This window comes from Nitrospina gracilis Nb-211 (assembly GCF_021845525.1).
GTDB lineage: Bacteria > Nitrospinota > Nitrospinia > Nitrospinales > Nitrospinaceae > Nitrospina > Nitrospina gracilis_A.
The window spans coordinates 2,015,001-2,028,647 of record NZ_JAKJKD010000001.1 but is presented as its reverse complement, the minus strand read 5'-3'; the positions used below and the strand labels follow the sequence as shown (position 1 = coordinate 2,028,647).

Below are 13,647 nucleotides of genomic sequence, written 5' to 3'. Positions count from 1 at the left end.
GTTTCGCTTCTAGATAAGGATCAACAGTAAAATGAATCCGACCACCATGAACATGGCGTAATTACGCACGAATCCGGACTGGAATTCACGGGCCTGCTTGCTGAACCAGCCGATGGTCTGCGCCACGCCGTTGACGGCTCCGTCAACGCCCTTGGCGTCGCCTTCTTTCCACAGGAAGAAGGAGCCTTTCACCGTGGGTTGGACGAAAATCGCATCGTACAGTTCGTCTATCATGTATTTGTTTTTCACCAGATCGTAACCCCACTGACCCTTGGTGTATTCGTCCGGCAGTTCCGGGCGTTTGATATAGAACAGGTACGCCATGAAAATACCGGCCAGAGCCACGCCCATGGAGAAAACCATCAGGAAAATCTCCAGCCACACGTTGTGTGCGCTGTGCGTCTTGTCGTGCAGGACTTCCGCAAAGGTCACATGGTGACCGTGCTCCGCCAGCATGACTTCCGAATTGTGCAGGGCGGTGGCGAAATCGAACGACAGCACCGGTTCCAGGAAATTGTGCAGAGCGTGCCAGCCGTGAATGAGCGGAATGCCCAGAAGGCCGCCAAAAAATGCCAGTCCTGCCAGCACGATCAACGGCAGGGTCATGACCTTGGGCGATTCGTGCGGATGCACGTGCGGATCGACGCGCGACGGGCCGTGGAACGTCAAAAATACCAGCCGGAACATGTAGAAGGCGGTGATGAATGCACCGGCCACGCCCATGCCCCAATAGATCACGTTGCCATCCATCAAGGCGTGATACAGAATCTCGTCCTTACTGAAAAACCCGGAGAATGGGAAAATGCCCGCGATGGCGATGGTGGACACGAGAAAGGTGACGTAGGTGATCGGAAAATGGTCTTTCAGGCCGCCCATCTTGCGGATGTCCTGCTCGTGATGCATGCCGTGGATGACACTGCCGGAACCGAGGAACAGGCAGGCCTTGAAGAACGCGTGCGTCACGAGATGAAAGATCGCCGCGGTGTAGGCGCCGACGCCGCAGGCCAGGAACATGTAGCCGATCTGGCTGACGGTGGAGTAGGCGAGTACGCGTTTGATGTCGTACTGGGTGCAACCGATGGTGGCGGCGAAGAGCGCCGTGCCGCCGCCCACGAGCGCGATGACCATCATCGTGATCGGCGCCATGTTGAACAACGCGTTGCAACGAACCACCATGTACACGCCGGCGGTGACCATCGTCGCCGCGTGGATGAGCGCGCTGACCGGGGTCGGGCCTTCCATCGCGTCCGGCAACCAGGTGTAGAGCGGAATCTGCGCCGACTTACCCGTGGCGCCGATGAACAGGAACATCGTGATCAGCGTGACCGCTTCGCTGTTGTAAACCATCGTCGAAGGCACCGCGTTGAATACCGAGGTGAAATCGATGGTGCCGAATTCGTGAAAGATGTAGAAGATGCCCAGCAGGAACGCAAAGTCGCCGACGCGGTTGACCACGAAGGCCTTCACACTGGCGTCGCAGGCCGATTTCTTTTCGAAGTAGTAACCGATGAGGAAGTAGGAACAGACACCCACGCCTTCCCACCCGATGAACATCATCAGGAAGTTGTTGCCCATGACGAGGATCAGCATGGAGAACAGGAAGAGGTTCAGGTAGGAGAAGTAGCGGTAGTAGCTGTACTCCTCATACATGTACCCGATGGAGAAGATGTGGATGATGGTGCCGACGCCGGTGACCACCAGCATCATGACCATGGACAGGGGATCGATCTGAAAACCGAACTCGACGGTGAAGTCGCCCGCCGCCATCCACGTCCACAGGATCTGTTCGGGATACGCCTGGCCTTCAGGATGGAAGAACAGCGCCACCCACAGGATCACGGTGACGAAGAAGGACATCGCGGGAAACCCGCAGGCAATCCAGCTGACTTTGTCTTTTCCCAGTTTGAGGCCGAAGATTCCGTTGATGATCGAACCGATCAACGGGAACAGGGGAATCAGCCAGGCGAGTTTGAAAAGCACGATACGCTCCCTACCACTTCATCAGGTTGAATTCATCCAGATTGACGGTCGGCTTGTTGCGGAACAAGGCGATGACGATGGCCAGCCCCACGGAAACTTCCGCCGCCGCGACGCACATCACCATGAAGCTGAAAATCTGACCGTCATGGTGGTTGAGGTACCGGTCGAAGGCGATCAGGGAGATGTTTACTGCATTGAGCATGATTTCAATGCACATGAACACGACGATGGCGTTACGCCGGATCAACACGCCCAAAACCCCGATGGTAAACAGGGTGGCGCTCAGTATCAGGTAATGTGAAAGAGGTACCATAATCGATCAATCCAGTTTGGATTTGGCCAGCACCACCGCGCCGACCATCGCCGCGAGGAGCAGGATGGAAGCCACCTCGAACGGCAGAACGTAATCGGTGAACAGTTTGGTTCCGACTTCCTCCGCGGTGCCGAAGGTGTTCGGCACTTCCGCGGGGTTGTTGAATTCGGTTCCCAACGTGAGTTCAATGAATTTGTACAGAACGCCCAACACCAGCAAGCCGGTGAGGATGGACAGGAACAGGTTGCGGTCCCGGGTCTTCCAGGTCAGGTCCTGTTTCAGGTTCAACAGCATGATGACGAACATGAACAGAACCATGATCGCACCGGCGTAAATAATGACTTGCAGGATGGCGAGAAAATGCGCCTGCAAGAGGACGAAGATCGCCGCCAAGCCCAGCATCATGCCGATGAGGGACACCGCCGATCCGATGGGACTGTTGTTGAACACCACTCCCAGAGCCAGGAGGAGGCACAATCCACCCAGTGGATAGAAAATCAGTAATTCCATTTTCCGTACATTTTCCGGCAGAAGTCGATGCGGTTCTGCAATTCGGACACCGGCATCAACAACTGTTGCATGTTGTATTTCATTTTCTTGCGGTCGAGCATCGAGATGTCACAATCGTTGCTCATGAAGATGGCTTCTTCCGGGCACGCTTCTTCACAGAATCCACAGAAGATGCAGACCGCGTAGTCAATGGTGAACTCCACCGGGAACCGCTCGACCTCGTTCTGCTTGCCGCTGTTGGCACCGGGTTGGATATCGATGCAGTAAGCGGGGCAGGCGATTTCGCACAAGCCGCAGGCCACACAGTTGGGGCGCCCTTCTTCATTCAGCGCCAGCACCGGTCGTCCGCGGTACGCGATCGGGTATTCCCGCGTTTCCTCGGGATAGTAAATCGTGAAAATCTCCCGTTCTTTTTTCTTTCCCAAAAAGAAGGGAATGAACCCAAACAGGTTCCTGAAGAAATGACGCGAGGTAATGATCATGCCCCGGATGATTTCGGGGATATATAAACGTTCCCACCACGTCATCTTTACGTTGCGCTCGACGTAGTAAGCCATAACTTCTCCTTATTGAAGGGCCAGAATGACGATGCCCGTGACAACGACGTTCGCCAGAGACAGGGGCAGGAGGATCTTCCATCCCAGCTTCATGATCTGGTCATAGCGGAACCGCGGAAGCGTCCACCGGATGACCATTTGGACAAACAGGAAGAAAATGACCTTGGCGAAGAACACGCCGACATGGATGAACATGACGACGAGGTTCGACCCGGTCTCTCCCAGAAAGTCGAAGATTTCCAGCAGAGTGGCGGTGCTCAGAAACGGGATGTGCCACGCGCCGAAAAACAGGATGGTCACGATCGCGGCGATCGTCACCATCTCGATGAATTCGGCCATGAAAAACATGCCGAACTTGAGTCCGCTGTATTCGGTAAAGTACCCGGCCACCAGCTCGGATTCCGCTTCCGGGTTGTCGAACGGGATGCGCTTGTTCTCCGCGATCGATGCGGCGAAAAACATGAAGAAGCCGACCGGCTGGAGGAAAATGCCCCAGTGCAGGAAGTTTTCCTGGGCGTTGCCGATTTCCGTCAACTGCATGGTGCCGTACACCATGAGCACGCCGATGATGGTCAGACCCATCGTGACTTCGTACGACACCATCTGCGAGGCGGTGCGCATGGAACCGAGCAGGGAGTAGTTGTTGTTGGAGCTCCACCCGGCGACCACGTAACCGTAAGTGGCGATGGATGCGATGGCGAACACGAACAGGAGACCGACATCGAGATCCGAGATGACCAGCTTGACTTCCTTGCCGAACAGGATGTACTCGCCGCCGAACGGCACCACCGCAAAGGTCAAAATAGCGGGGATCAGCGCGATGATGGGGCTGAGTGTATGCAGAAACTTGTTCGCGCCCTGCGGGATGAAGTCTTCCTTCGTGAACATCTTCAGCCCGTCGGCCATGATGTGGAACAGGCCAAGCGCAGTGAAACCCATGATGTCTGCGCGGTTTGCGCCAATGCGGTCCTGCATGATGGCGCTCTGCTTGCGCTCCACCCACGTCAGAATCGGGGCAAAAAAGCCGACCGTGACTCCCAGCACAAAAAAGATTTTGGCAAGGGTGATGGCCAGATCAATCAGTATATCGTCCATTTCTCCTCAGTTCAGCGGACCGATCAACGGCTGTCGTTTGTTGATGGGGTAATCTTTACGGAGCGGATGTCCTTTAAACCCTTCGTACAGCAGGATCCGCTTGAGGTTCGGGTGGCCTTTGAACTTGATGCCGTACATGTCCCACACTTCGCGTTCATACCAGTTCGCGGACTGGTACAGCGGCACCACGGAATCGAGAATGCACTCTTCTTCGTCCACCGGCGCTTTGACGCGGAAGCGGTGATTGTGTTTGAGCGAAAAGAAGTGGTACACGACCTCGAAACGCACCTTCTTTTTGTCCAGGTAATCGACCGCCGTCAGGTCCATCAGGAAATTCATGTCCAGCGAAGGTTCGTCCCGCAGGTACTGAGCCACTTCATAAACGCAGTCCTTGTCCACCACGACCGTCTGATCGCCGCGGAAACTGTGCGAGTCCTTCACCTTGTCGCCAAATCGGGCTTTGATTTTGTCTATGATTTCAGTGCTCATATCAGGTATCGGTCACGCGGCGTGCGTCACTCCCAGTCCAGACCTCCCCGGATCCAGACGTAGGCCAGTCCGACTCCGAGAATAATAAGGAACAGAATCATTTCCACCAACCCGAACAGGCCGAGCTTCTTATAAAGAATGGCCCACGGGAACAGGAAAACGGCCTCAATGTCGAACAGGATGAACAGCACCGCGACGAGGTAAAACTTGACGGAAAACCGTTGGTAGGGCGAGACAATCTGGCTTTCCCCGCACTCAAACGGTTCCATTTTTTCCGCGAACTCGCGTTTGGGTCCGAGGAGGGAGGTGGCCACCACCATGCCTACGGCAATGGCTGTGGCAAAAAGCAAAAGGATAGCTGCGCCTGTATAGCTGTCAAGCATGTATCACTACCTTCGTAAGTCCGACTTTTAAAGGGTTTCGGGAGACGCGCCCCTGCGGGGCAGGGCCTCAACGGGTCCCCAAAAAAAAGGGATTTTAACCTGTAATTTCTTAAAAAACCACAGGTTTCTCAACATTTTTAAAAGTGTCGGATGGATCGCGCCATTTTGGAAAATGGTGACGGGTGATACTACCGGAGGCCCCTTGGGTTGTCAATGAAAAAGCGGGGTTTCCGGGCGGTGGGAACGTCCGCAAACCGGGGTGTCCAGGCGGCCCGGCAAAAAGGGGAATGTTTAGAACACTTTGAGGGGAAAAGATTGTGGCGGTCCTTTGGATAACGGCCGATTTCATACACCGCTTTTATCAATTTACCGATACAATGACATCGGCGGGTCGTAATAGGTTGGATCTTTGTGCAACGTTGGGGAGGACGGGGCCATGAGACTGAAAACTGGAGAGGGACAAGTAAGGAAAAGCAGAGCGCAGAGGAAGGGGACGCTTGTGGGAAGCCTTCTGCTTGCGGGCTGGATGGCGCTGGGGGTGGCGGCTCCGGCGGCGGCGCAGCCGGGGAGGGACTGCCCGGAGTACTTTTTCAACGCCACCGACGGCAATGATTTCTTTGCGGGACTCACCGACCGTCATTTCACCCAGGGCCTGCGGATTTCGTTCGTCGAGCGGGGAACGGGTACGGATGATCCGGGCTGGGCGGAACGGGTCCGACAGGACTGCGCCTCGTCGCACCTTCCCGGGCGTGCGGGCATGGGGGTCCTCCGCTTTCTCACCAACTCCACCCGCAGGGCGGGGCAGGCCACACTCGGCCGCTGGTTCGATTTCAATACCGACACGGTGAGCGTCATCCTGGGTCATAACATCTACACGCCGGAGGATCTGTCGAAAACCGGCCTCATCAGCCGCGACCAGCCTTATGCAGGATGGCTTTACGTCGGCTTCGGCTTCTTTAATGAAAATAAGGACCGCGAGGTGCTGGGGGAGAAGGTCGACATACTGGACTCGGTGGAGATCGACCTGGGGGTGGTCGGTCCTGCTTCCGGCGGCGAGCGGGTACAGCGTGAATGGCATGAGTTGATCGACGACGAGGACCCAAAAGGCTGGGACAACCAGCTCCATAATGAATTTGCGCTTTTGATCTCCTACGACCGCAAGTACCGCCATCGGCTGGTGGAGGAAAACGGCATCCGGCCGGCGGTGGACTGGATTCCCGGCGGCGGGTTTGCGCTGGGCAACGTGTTCACGTACGTATCGGCAGGCGGCATCATGCGGGTGGGATACAACCTGCCGGCCGACTACGGTCCGCCGCGCATCCGCCCGGGCACGCAGGGCTCGGACTTTTTCGACACCGGCGGGCATCATAGGAAAAAGTTGATGGCCTACCTGTACACCGGCGTGGAAGGCCGGGCGATCGCACAGAACATTTTTCTTGATGGCAATACGTTCCGCACCAGCCACGCGGTGAACAAGCGGTATCTTGTCGGAGACTGGCAGTTCGGCGGCGCGCTCGCCTACGACTGCGTCCGCCTGGCTTATACCATTGTGTACCGCTCGCAGGAATTCAAGGGCGAGTTCGAACCCGACATCTTCGGCTCGGTGACGCTGTCGGTGCGATTTTAGGACAAAGCCGGGGTAGGTTCCCTTCAGTTCCCGGATTTGTCTGTGCTCAATTGCCTGAGATACTCATCCACCAGGGCATCGACGATGGGGGCGGATTCGGTCGCGCAGGAACAGACCTTGGACAGCACAATTTTCTCGGCGCATTCGCGAAGAGCCTCTTTGGAATGGGTCGCCTTGCACGCATCCATGTCCGTCTTGGCTAATTCCACAAGTTCGTCCCAGGGGATGGCCTGTGAGTATTCGTCATAAAAATCGGGTGCCTTCTTGTTTTCTGCCATGGTTTTCTCCTTCTTCTCTTGCGTGTGCAGCTTTATTTTCCCCGGGGAATCTCGACTTTGACAATGAATGATCTGGTTTCGACCTCGTGCATTATAGCAGGATCAAGATGGAACCCTTCCTTTGGATTTTATATTAACGGCGTTGTTCCTGAACATAACTTGATAGTTCTGCAATGAGCCGTCGGATTAGCGGACCGGGGGTTTCCATAGGGTCGGGGTATAAGCCAAAATATAAAAAGCAAAACAAAATGCCCAAAGTGTGGCGGAACCCATAATCCAATTGACGGTATGGTCAGCCATCATTATCAGGCCGAATACCCGCATGAGGGCCGAACCTTGCAACAGGATGAAACTCAATATTGCCAGTTTCGTTGCACGCACGCTCCGCCCGGTATGGGCCAGTGGCACGCGGGACATCATGCCGAGCGTCATGGAACCGATCGCACCGGCTGTAAAGGCATGCAGGGAGATTGGGAAGGGAAGAGAACCCAGTGCCGAAACACCGGTTAAAACCAATCCTACAATCACCCAACCGTAACCAATATGTAGGATCAAAGCCATCGGGTCTCCCAAAATCCTGAGCGTATGGTAGTGCCGCATACGAAGTGCATGGATGACCGCGGATAAAAAAGAAGCGATGGCAAGAAACATCCCCTCCTTGCCCGTAAAGGCCAGAGCCAGAATGATCAAAACCAGCGATAAAACCGCCAGGATATCCAGCTTTTCCTGCGGTACCTGTTTGGCTTTTTCCCCGCGCTGATGTAGCGCCGCCACGGTGAAGGAAGGGATCACGCGTCCGCCAATCAGGGATATCATGGCGATGATAATCATCACGGATATGTAAAGGGACGTGCTTTTTTTCGTGACCAGGAAAGTCATGTCGCACGCCAGCAGGATACTGAGCAAAATCAGAAACACGAAATTGCGTTTGTTCCAGCTCTTGAGAAGCGGAAACGACAAGGTGAGGGCCAGTGCCAGGATAAAAGAACCTTCAATCAGGATGATGGCGATCTCCGGCAGGCCCAGATCAAAATTGATAACCACCCGTCCGGCCAGCCAGAGAGCGCACAACCCCGCAAGGTGCATCGGCCCTGCCGGGTTCCGGCCGGTCCAGTTGGCCACTGCGGTCAGCAAAAATCCCGCGACTATGGCGATGGTGAAACCGAAGATCATTTCATGCGCATGCCACTGTACGGGACCCAACATGAATGCCGGCGGTGGACGGTGTCCTGCAAAAAATCCGCCCCAAATGAGCAAACTGATCACGCTATACAGCCCGCCCAAAAGGAAGAAAGGACGGAATCCGTTTCGCAGAAAGGGATGAGTCAATACACTGTGCGATGATTCCTGCATGACGATTCTTTTTTAATAGGTTATTTGTTATTCAGGATTGGTGTCCAGCCGAAACGGTCGGAAATGGCCTGCCGGTAGGGGGTGTTGATTTGTGACGGCGCCTTGCGGATATACTCTTCCGCGTTTTGATGGACGTCTTCTTTTATGAGTTCCTCAAGATAAGTATACACGTTTTCCAGTGTGGGCAGTTGCCCGCGGCGGGTTTTGAATCCACAAGGCAGTTCCGCCCACACCACGCCGCTTAAATTTTTCGATTCCATCCAACCTTTTAAAATATCCAGCAGGGCAGGGGGCAGGGCGGACTCGGTGTGTCCGGCGGCGGTCATGACACCGATGTGCTCGATGCCACAGCCTTCGCGAGCGGCCAGTTGTTGGCGCGCGCCCATCACGTGGGCGGGGAACGGACCGTCGCTTTGCTGAGTCAAGGTATCTCTGGAAACCATTCCGGATGGGTTCGTGTTTCCTCCGGACGCAGTCCAGTCGATGTCGCCGTGATTGAACGGCGTCCAGTACGTGGCGCTGAAGGCGTGGCCGGGGACGATGACCAGGGTGATGCGCCGGCGGTCGGATTCGCGGGCGAATTCGACGGGTAGGGCGGGTCCGTCACCGAACCAGCGATCACCGTGCTTGAGGTGATTTGACAGGTCGCGCGGACTCCAGATCAGCGAGCCATATCCGATACAGGCCAGGGTCATGGTGTGATTTTAAGGCAGATGGAAGAAAAGAGAAAAAGAATTAGAACCATCGATGCACACAGATGAACACGGAGAAAACAGGGATTCTTCGTCGCCTCCCTGGTAGGGAGTGGCAAAAGACCGATGCTGGTTGAGCGGATCAAAACCAGAGGGCACGTTTCAGACGCGAACCGCTCTTGCCGGGCGTGGTCCGGCTCCTCTACTGGCCGTAAATTTCGAGGCCGGAGCCATAGGGATTGTTCGGGCTGTCCTGCCTGTATGGGCTTCCGGCTCCGTAAGGATTGTTGATGCTGTCAGGGGAGTAAGGGCTTCCGTATCGCCCGAAGGGGTTGTTGACCGAATCGGGGTCATAGGGATTTGCACTCAGGTTCCCGCGGAAATTCCCCTCGCTGTCGTACAGTTTCGGCGGGTTGGTGGCGTAGGGATTGGTTGCGGAGTTGGGACTGTACGGGTTGCCGTAGGTGCCGAACGGGTTGTTGATGGAATCCGGATTGTAAGGATTGCCCGCGCCGAACTGGTTCGATGTGGAATTGGGCGCGTAGGGGTTGGCGCTCAGGTTGCCCAGGTACTGGCCGCTTTGCGCGAAGGACACTACCGGCACGGCCACAAGGAGAATTGCGAGGAAAAGAGATGGTTTCATCGTCCCCCCCCCTTGAATAAAGTTTTGGTATGACAAATATAGGATTGTCCTGGGGAATTGTCAATCACACCTCAGGAAAGAGGGTGGGGGAGGTGAGCCCTCTCCGTGTTTGCTCAAGGGGGATATTTAAAAGTTTTCGCGAGTGTTGGCTTGGTTTCCTCCGGGCCGAGCCCGGCCAAAAAAAAAACCGCTTTGGATTCATTCCAAAGCGGTTTTTAAATAAATAACCCGGCGTTGACCTACTCTCCCACACGGTCCCCCGTGCAGTACCATCGGCGCTGAAGGGCTTAACTTCCGTGTTCGGAATGGGAACGGGTGTATCCCCTTCGCTATCAAGACCGGGAAAACAGTCTTTTTAGAATTTATACAATTGATATCGCAGACAAAGTAGCTGAAAAAAGGTCAAGCCTCACGACTGATTAGTACCGGTTAGCTAAACACATTACTGTGCGTACACATCCGGCCTATCAACCTTGTAGTCTTCAAGGAGTCTACAGTCCCCGAAGGGAAGAGAGATCTTGTTTTGGGGTTGGCTTCCCGCTTAGATGCTTTCAGCGGTTATCCTGTCCAGACATAGCTACCTGGCAATGCATCTGGCGACACAACCAGCACACTAGAGGTCTGTCCACTCCGGTCCTCTCGTACTAGGAGCAGCTCCCCTCAAATCTCTAACACCCACAACGGATAGGGACCGAACTGTCTCACGACGTTCTAAACCCAGCTCGCGTACCGCTTTAATTGGCGAACAGACAAACCCTTGGGACCTGCTTCAGCCCCAGGATGCGGTGAGCCGACATCGAGGTGCCAAACCGCCCCGTCGATATGGACTCTTGGGGGCGATAAGCCTGTTATCCCCGGCGTACCTTTTATCCGTTGAGCGATGGCCCTTCCACACGGGACCACCGGATCACTAAGACCTGCTTTCGCACCTGCTCGACCTGTCGGTCTCGCAGTCAAGCCCTCTTATGCCTTTACACTCGACGGCTGGTTTCCAATCAGCCTGAGAGGACCTTCGCGCGCCTCCGTTACAATTTAGGAGGCGACCGCCCCAGTCAAACTACCCGCCTGACATTGTCCCTGATCCGGATTCACGGACCGAGGTTAGAATATCAATGTAATAAGGGTGGTATTTCAAGGGTGACTCCCCCGAAGCTAGCGCTCCGGATTCAACGTCTCCCACCTATCCTACACATACTAGATCAATACTCAATATCAGGTTGTAGTAAAGGTGCACGGGGTCTTTCCGTCCTGTTGCGGGAAACCGGCATCTTCACCGGTATGTCAATTTCACTGAGTCCCTGGTTGAGACAGTGCAGCCATTGTTACGCCATTCGTGCAGGTCGGAACTTACCCGACAAGGAATTTCGCTACCTTAGGACCGTTATAGTTACGGCCGCCGTTTACCGGGGCTTCAATTTGGAGCTTCGTCCGAAGACTAACCCCTCCTTTTAACCTTCCGGCACCGGGCAGGCGTCAGACCCTATACATCGTCTTGCGACTTCGCAGAGTCCTGTGTTTTTAGTAAACAGTCACAGCTGCCTGGTCACTGCAACCCCTCTCGGCTCCAGAAGCAAGTTCCTTCACCTAATAGGGGCACTCCTTATCCCGAAGTTACGGAGCTAATTTGCTAAGTTCCTTAACCAGAGTTTTCTCAAGCGCCTTAGGATTCTCTCCTCATCCACCTGCGTTGGTTTAGAGTACGGTCCCGTATAACCTGAAGCTTAGAGGTTTTTCTCGGTAGCCTGGGATCATCTAGTTCGTTTTCTCCGTAGAGAAGACTCCCCATAACGTCTCGGAGTTAAAGAGGTCCGGATTTGCCAAAACCTCCCTCCTACATGCTTGGACCGGGACTTCCATCACCCGGATAGATTACCCTTCTACGTTACCCCATCGCAGTTATACGAGGTACGGGAATATTAACCCGTTTCCCATCAGCTACGCTTTTCAGCCTCGCCTTAGGGGCCGACTTACCCTGAGAGGATTACCCTTCCTCAGGAAACCTTGGATTTTCGGCGAACAGGTTTCTCACCTGTTTTATCGTTACTCATGCCGCCATACTCGCTTCCATACAGTCCACCCGTCCTTACGGTCGAGCTTCAACCCGGTATGGAACGCTCCTCTACCACTGAATGGCACCGAGGTGTCATTCAGTCCACAGCTTCGGTGATAAACTTAAGCCCCGATACATTTTCGGCGCAGGGACACTTGATAAGTGAGCTGTTACGCTTTCTTTAAAGGATTGCTGCTTCTAAGCCAACCTCCTTATTGTCTAAGTATTCCTACAACCTTTCCCACTTAGTCTATCTTAGGGACCTTAGCTGGTGGTCTGGGCTCTTTCCCTTTCGACCACGGATCTTAGCACCCGTAGTCTGACTCCTGCGATACGGCCTGCGGTATTCGAAGATTGGTTGGGTTTGGTAACCTGGTGAGGCCCCTAGCCCATCCAGCGCCCTACCTCCGCAGACTATTACGCAAGGCTAGTCCTAAAACTATTTCGAGGAGAACCAGCTATTGCCGAGTTTGATTGGCCTTTCACCCCTATCCACAGCTCATCCAAAGGCTTTTCAACGCCCACTGGTTCGGACCTTCACGAAGTGTTACCTCCGCTTCATCCTGGCCATGGATAGATCACCCGGCTTCGGGTCTACTCCATTCAACTGATCGCCCTGTTCAGACTCGCTTTCGCTACGGCTCCACCTATCGGCTTAACCTTGCTGAATAAAGTAACTCGGCGGCTCATTATGCAAAAGGTACGCGGTCACACCTGCATCCGGCAAGCCGGATGTATAGTGCTCCCACTGATTGTAGGCACATGGTTTCATATTCTATTTCACTCCCCTCACCGGGGTGCTTTTCACCTTTCCCTCACGGTACTGGTTCACTATCGGTCGCCAATTGGTATTTAGCCTTGGGGGGTGGTCCCCCCGGATTCCTACAGGATTTCTCGTGTCCCGTAGTACTCGGGTGCCTGATCGAGAATGAAGATGACTTTTCGTTCACAGGGCTTTCACCTTCTATGGCCAGGCTTTCCAGCCTGTTGAACTAAGACACCTTTTTTTTACATTCCGACAGGTCCGTATCCCTGTCAAATCAGGTCCCACGACCCCGGACGCACAACGCACACGGGCTTGACATACGTCCGGTTTAGGCTATTCCCGTTTCGCTCGCCGCTACTAAGGGAATCGCGGTTGCTTTCTACTCCTCGGGGTACTGAGATGTTTCAATTCCCCCGGTTGCCTTCACTGCCCTATGTATTCAGACAGTGATGACACGGTATGACCCGTGTCGGGTTGCCCCATTCGGGAATCTCCGGATCAACGCCTGTTAGCGGCTCCCCGAAGCTTATCGCAGCTTGCTACGCCCTTCATCGACCATTGGCGCCAAGGAATCCACCATGCGCCCTTACGCGCTTGACCAAAATCCTCAGCTACTTGTCTTGCGATATTCAATTGTTAAAGAGCAGTGCCCCTCATCAGGGAAGGGCAATTCCGAAAATTCGGTACGGTTCCAACGAAGATGATGATTTCGTTTTAGGTATGGAGGTGAACGGGATCGAACCGATGACCTCCTGCGTGCAAGGCAGGCGCTCTCCCAGCTGAGCTACACCCCCATATACGGTGCCAGACTGGCCCACCCGGGCCGGCCATCGATCATCTCAAATGGTGGGCCTAGGTAGATTTGAACTACCGACCTCACGCTTATCAGGCGTGCGCTCTGACCAACTGAG

12 protein-coding genes, 2 tRNA genes and 2 rRNA genes (1 of these 16 cut by a window edge) are annotated in these 13,647 nt (G+C 54.6%); 1 reads left to right on the top strand and 15 read right to left on the bottom strand.

Annotation, left to right across the window (positions count from 1 at the left end):
• Window positions 1-9 precede the first annotated feature (9 nt).
• From nuoL to J2S31_RS09535, 7 genes are read right to left on the bottom strand one after another with little or no spacing between them, the layout of a single operon-like run.
• Complete coding sequence (gene nuoL / locus J2S31_RS09565; protein ID WP_237098856.1) at window positions 10-1,980, bottom strand: NADH-quinone oxidoreductase subunit L; 1,971 nt, start codon at window positions 1,978-1,980, stop codon at window positions 10-12.
• A 10-nt stretch (window positions 1,981-1,990) separates the two neighbouring features.
• A complete protein-coding gene (gene nuoK, locus J2S31_RS09560) occupies window positions 1,991-2,293 on the bottom strand; it encodes an NADH-quinone oxidoreductase subunit NuoK (RefSeq protein ID WP_005009499.1) in 303 nt (100 codons plus the stop codon).
• A 6-nt stretch (window positions 2,294-2,299) separates the two neighbouring features.
• Window positions 2,300-2,803, bottom strand: coding sequence for an NADH-quinone oxidoreductase subunit J family protein (locus J2S31_RS09555; RefSeq protein WP_237098855.1), 504 nt, complete (start codon window positions 2,801-2,803; stop codon window positions 2,300-2,302).
• Entirely contained in the window at window positions 2,791-3,360 is a 570-nt protein-coding gene (locus J2S31_RS09550; RefSeq protein WP_237098854.1) for a NuoI/complex I 23 kDa subunit family protein, read from the bottom strand. Before J2S31_RS09550 ends, J2S31_RS09555 begins: the two co-directional genes overlap by 13 nt.
• Window positions 3,361-3,369: 9 nt before the next feature.
• Entirely contained in the window at window positions 3,370-4,455 is a 1,086-nt protein-coding gene (gene nuoH, locus J2S31_RS09545) for an NADH-quinone oxidoreductase subunit NuoH (protein WP_237098853.1), read from the bottom strand.
• Between the two features lie 6 nt (window positions 4,456-4,461).
• A complete protein-coding gene (locus J2S31_RS09540) occupies window positions 4,462-4,944 on the bottom strand; it encodes an NADH-quinone oxidoreductase subunit C (RefSeq protein ID WP_237098852.1) in 483 nt (160 codons plus the stop codon).
• A gap of 26 nt (window positions 4,945-4,970) precedes the next feature.
• Entirely contained in the window at window positions 4,971-5,327 is a 357-nt protein-coding gene (locus J2S31_RS09535) for an NADH-quinone oxidoreductase subunit A (RefSeq protein WP_237098851.1), read from the bottom strand.
• 436 nt (window positions 5,328-5,763) lie between these two features.
• Between J2S31_RS09535 and J2S31_RS09530 the strand changes: the two genes are divergently transcribed.
• The gene (locus J2S31_RS09530) at window positions 5,764-6,954 is read left to right on the top strand and encodes a lipid A deacylase LpxR family protein (protein WP_237098850.1); all 1,191 of its coding nucleotides are present in this window, start codon (window positions 5,764-5,766) and stop codon (window positions 6,952-6,954) included.
• Between the two features lie 23 nt (window positions 6,955-6,977).
• Here J2S31_RS09530 and J2S31_RS09525 read toward each other — a convergent pair whose 3' ends face one another.
• The 8 genes from J2S31_RS09525 to J2S31_RS09490 form a co-directional block, all read right to left on the bottom strand.
• The gene (locus J2S31_RS09525; protein ID WP_237098849.1) at window positions 6,978-7,232 is read right to left on the bottom strand and encodes a hypothetical protein; all 255 of its coding nucleotides are present in this window, start codon (window positions 7,230-7,232) and stop codon (window positions 6,978-6,980) included.
• A 186-nt stretch (window positions 7,233-7,418) separates the two neighbouring features.
• Window positions 7,419-8,585: an NnrS family protein gene (locus J2S31_RS09520; protein WP_237098848.1), complete on the bottom strand. Its 1,167-nt coding sequence runs from the start codon at window positions 8,583-8,585 to the stop codon at window positions 7,419-7,421.
• Window positions 8,586-8,605: 20 nt separating this feature from the next.
• Window positions 8,606-9,280 carry a hypothetical protein gene (locus tag J2S31_RS09515; protein WP_237098847.1) on the bottom strand — a complete coding sequence of 225 codons (675 nt, stop codon included), beginning with the start codon at window positions 9,278-9,280 and terminating at the stop codon, window positions 8,606-8,608.
• 199 nt (window positions 9,281-9,479) lie between these two features.
• Window positions 9,480-9,920 carry a hypothetical protein gene (locus tag J2S31_RS09510; RefSeq protein ID WP_237098846.1) on the bottom strand — a complete coding sequence of 147 codons (441 nt, stop codon included), beginning with the start codon at window positions 9,918-9,920 and terminating at the stop codon, window positions 9,480-9,482.
• Window positions 9,921-10,146: 226 nt separating this feature from the next.
• Window positions 10,147-10,263, bottom strand: a 5S ribosomal RNA gene (gene rrf, locus J2S31_RS09505).
• A 55-nt stretch (window positions 10,264-10,318) separates the two neighbouring features.
• Window positions 10,319-13,336 (bottom strand): 23S ribosomal RNA (locus tag J2S31_RS09500).
• Window positions 13,337-13,457: 121 nt separating this feature from the next.
• Window positions 13,458-13,530: transfer RNA gene (locus tag J2S31_RS09495), tRNA-Ala, on the bottom strand.
• A 50-nt stretch (window positions 13,531-13,580) separates the two neighbouring features.
• A tRNA-Ile gene (locus tag J2S31_RS09490) sits at window positions 13,581-13,647 on the bottom strand (it continues 10 nt past the right edge of the window).

What these genes read in the sequence shown, in the direction of transcription:
- J2S31_RS09555 (WP_237098855.1), bottom strand. Translation starts at nt 2,803, where the DNA reads ATGGAATTACTGATTTTCTATCCACTGGGTGGATTGTGCCTCCTCCTG.
- J2S31_RS09525 (WP_237098849.1), bottom strand. Translation starts at nt 7,232, where the DNA reads ATGGCAGAAAACAAGAAGGCACCCGATTTTTATGACGAATACTCACAG.
- J2S31_RS09520 (WP_237098848.1), bottom strand. Translation starts at nt 8,585, where the DNA reads ATGCAGGAATCATCGCACAGTGTATTGACTCATCCCTTTCTGCGAAAC.
- J2S31_RS09515 (WP_237098847.1), bottom strand. Translation starts at nt 9,280, where the DNA reads ATGACCCTGGCCTGTATCGGATATGGCTCGCTGATCTGGAGTCCGCGC.
- J2S31_RS09510 (WP_237098846.1), bottom strand. Translation starts at nt 9,920, where the DNA reads ATGAAACCATCTCTTTTCCTCGCAATTCTCCTTGTGGCCGTGCCGGTA.
- nuoH (WP_237098853.1), bottom strand. Translation starts at nt 4,455, where the DNA reads ATGGACGATATACTGATTGATCTGGCCATCACCCTTGCCAAAATCTTT.
- nuoK (WP_005009499.1), bottom strand. Translation starts at nt 2,293, where the DNA reads ATGGTACCTCTTTCACATTACCTGATACTGAGCGCCACCCTGTTTACC.
- J2S31_RS09540 (WP_237098852.1), bottom strand. Translation starts at nt 4,944, where the DNA reads ATGAGCACTGAAATCATAGACAAAATCAAAGCCCGATTTGGCGACAAG.
- J2S31_RS09550 (WP_237098854.1), bottom strand. Translation starts at nt 3,360, where the DNA reads ATGGCTTACTACGTCGAGCGCAACGTAAAGATGACGTGGTGGGAACGT.
- J2S31_RS09535 (WP_237098851.1), bottom strand. Translation starts at nt 5,327, where the DNA reads ATGCTTGACAGCTATACAGGCGCAGCTATCCTTTTGCTTTTTGCCACA.
- J2S31_RS09530 (WP_237098850.1), top strand. Translation starts at nt 5,764, where the DNA reads ATGAGACTGAAAACTGGAGAGGGACAAGTAAGGAAAAGCAGAGCGCAG.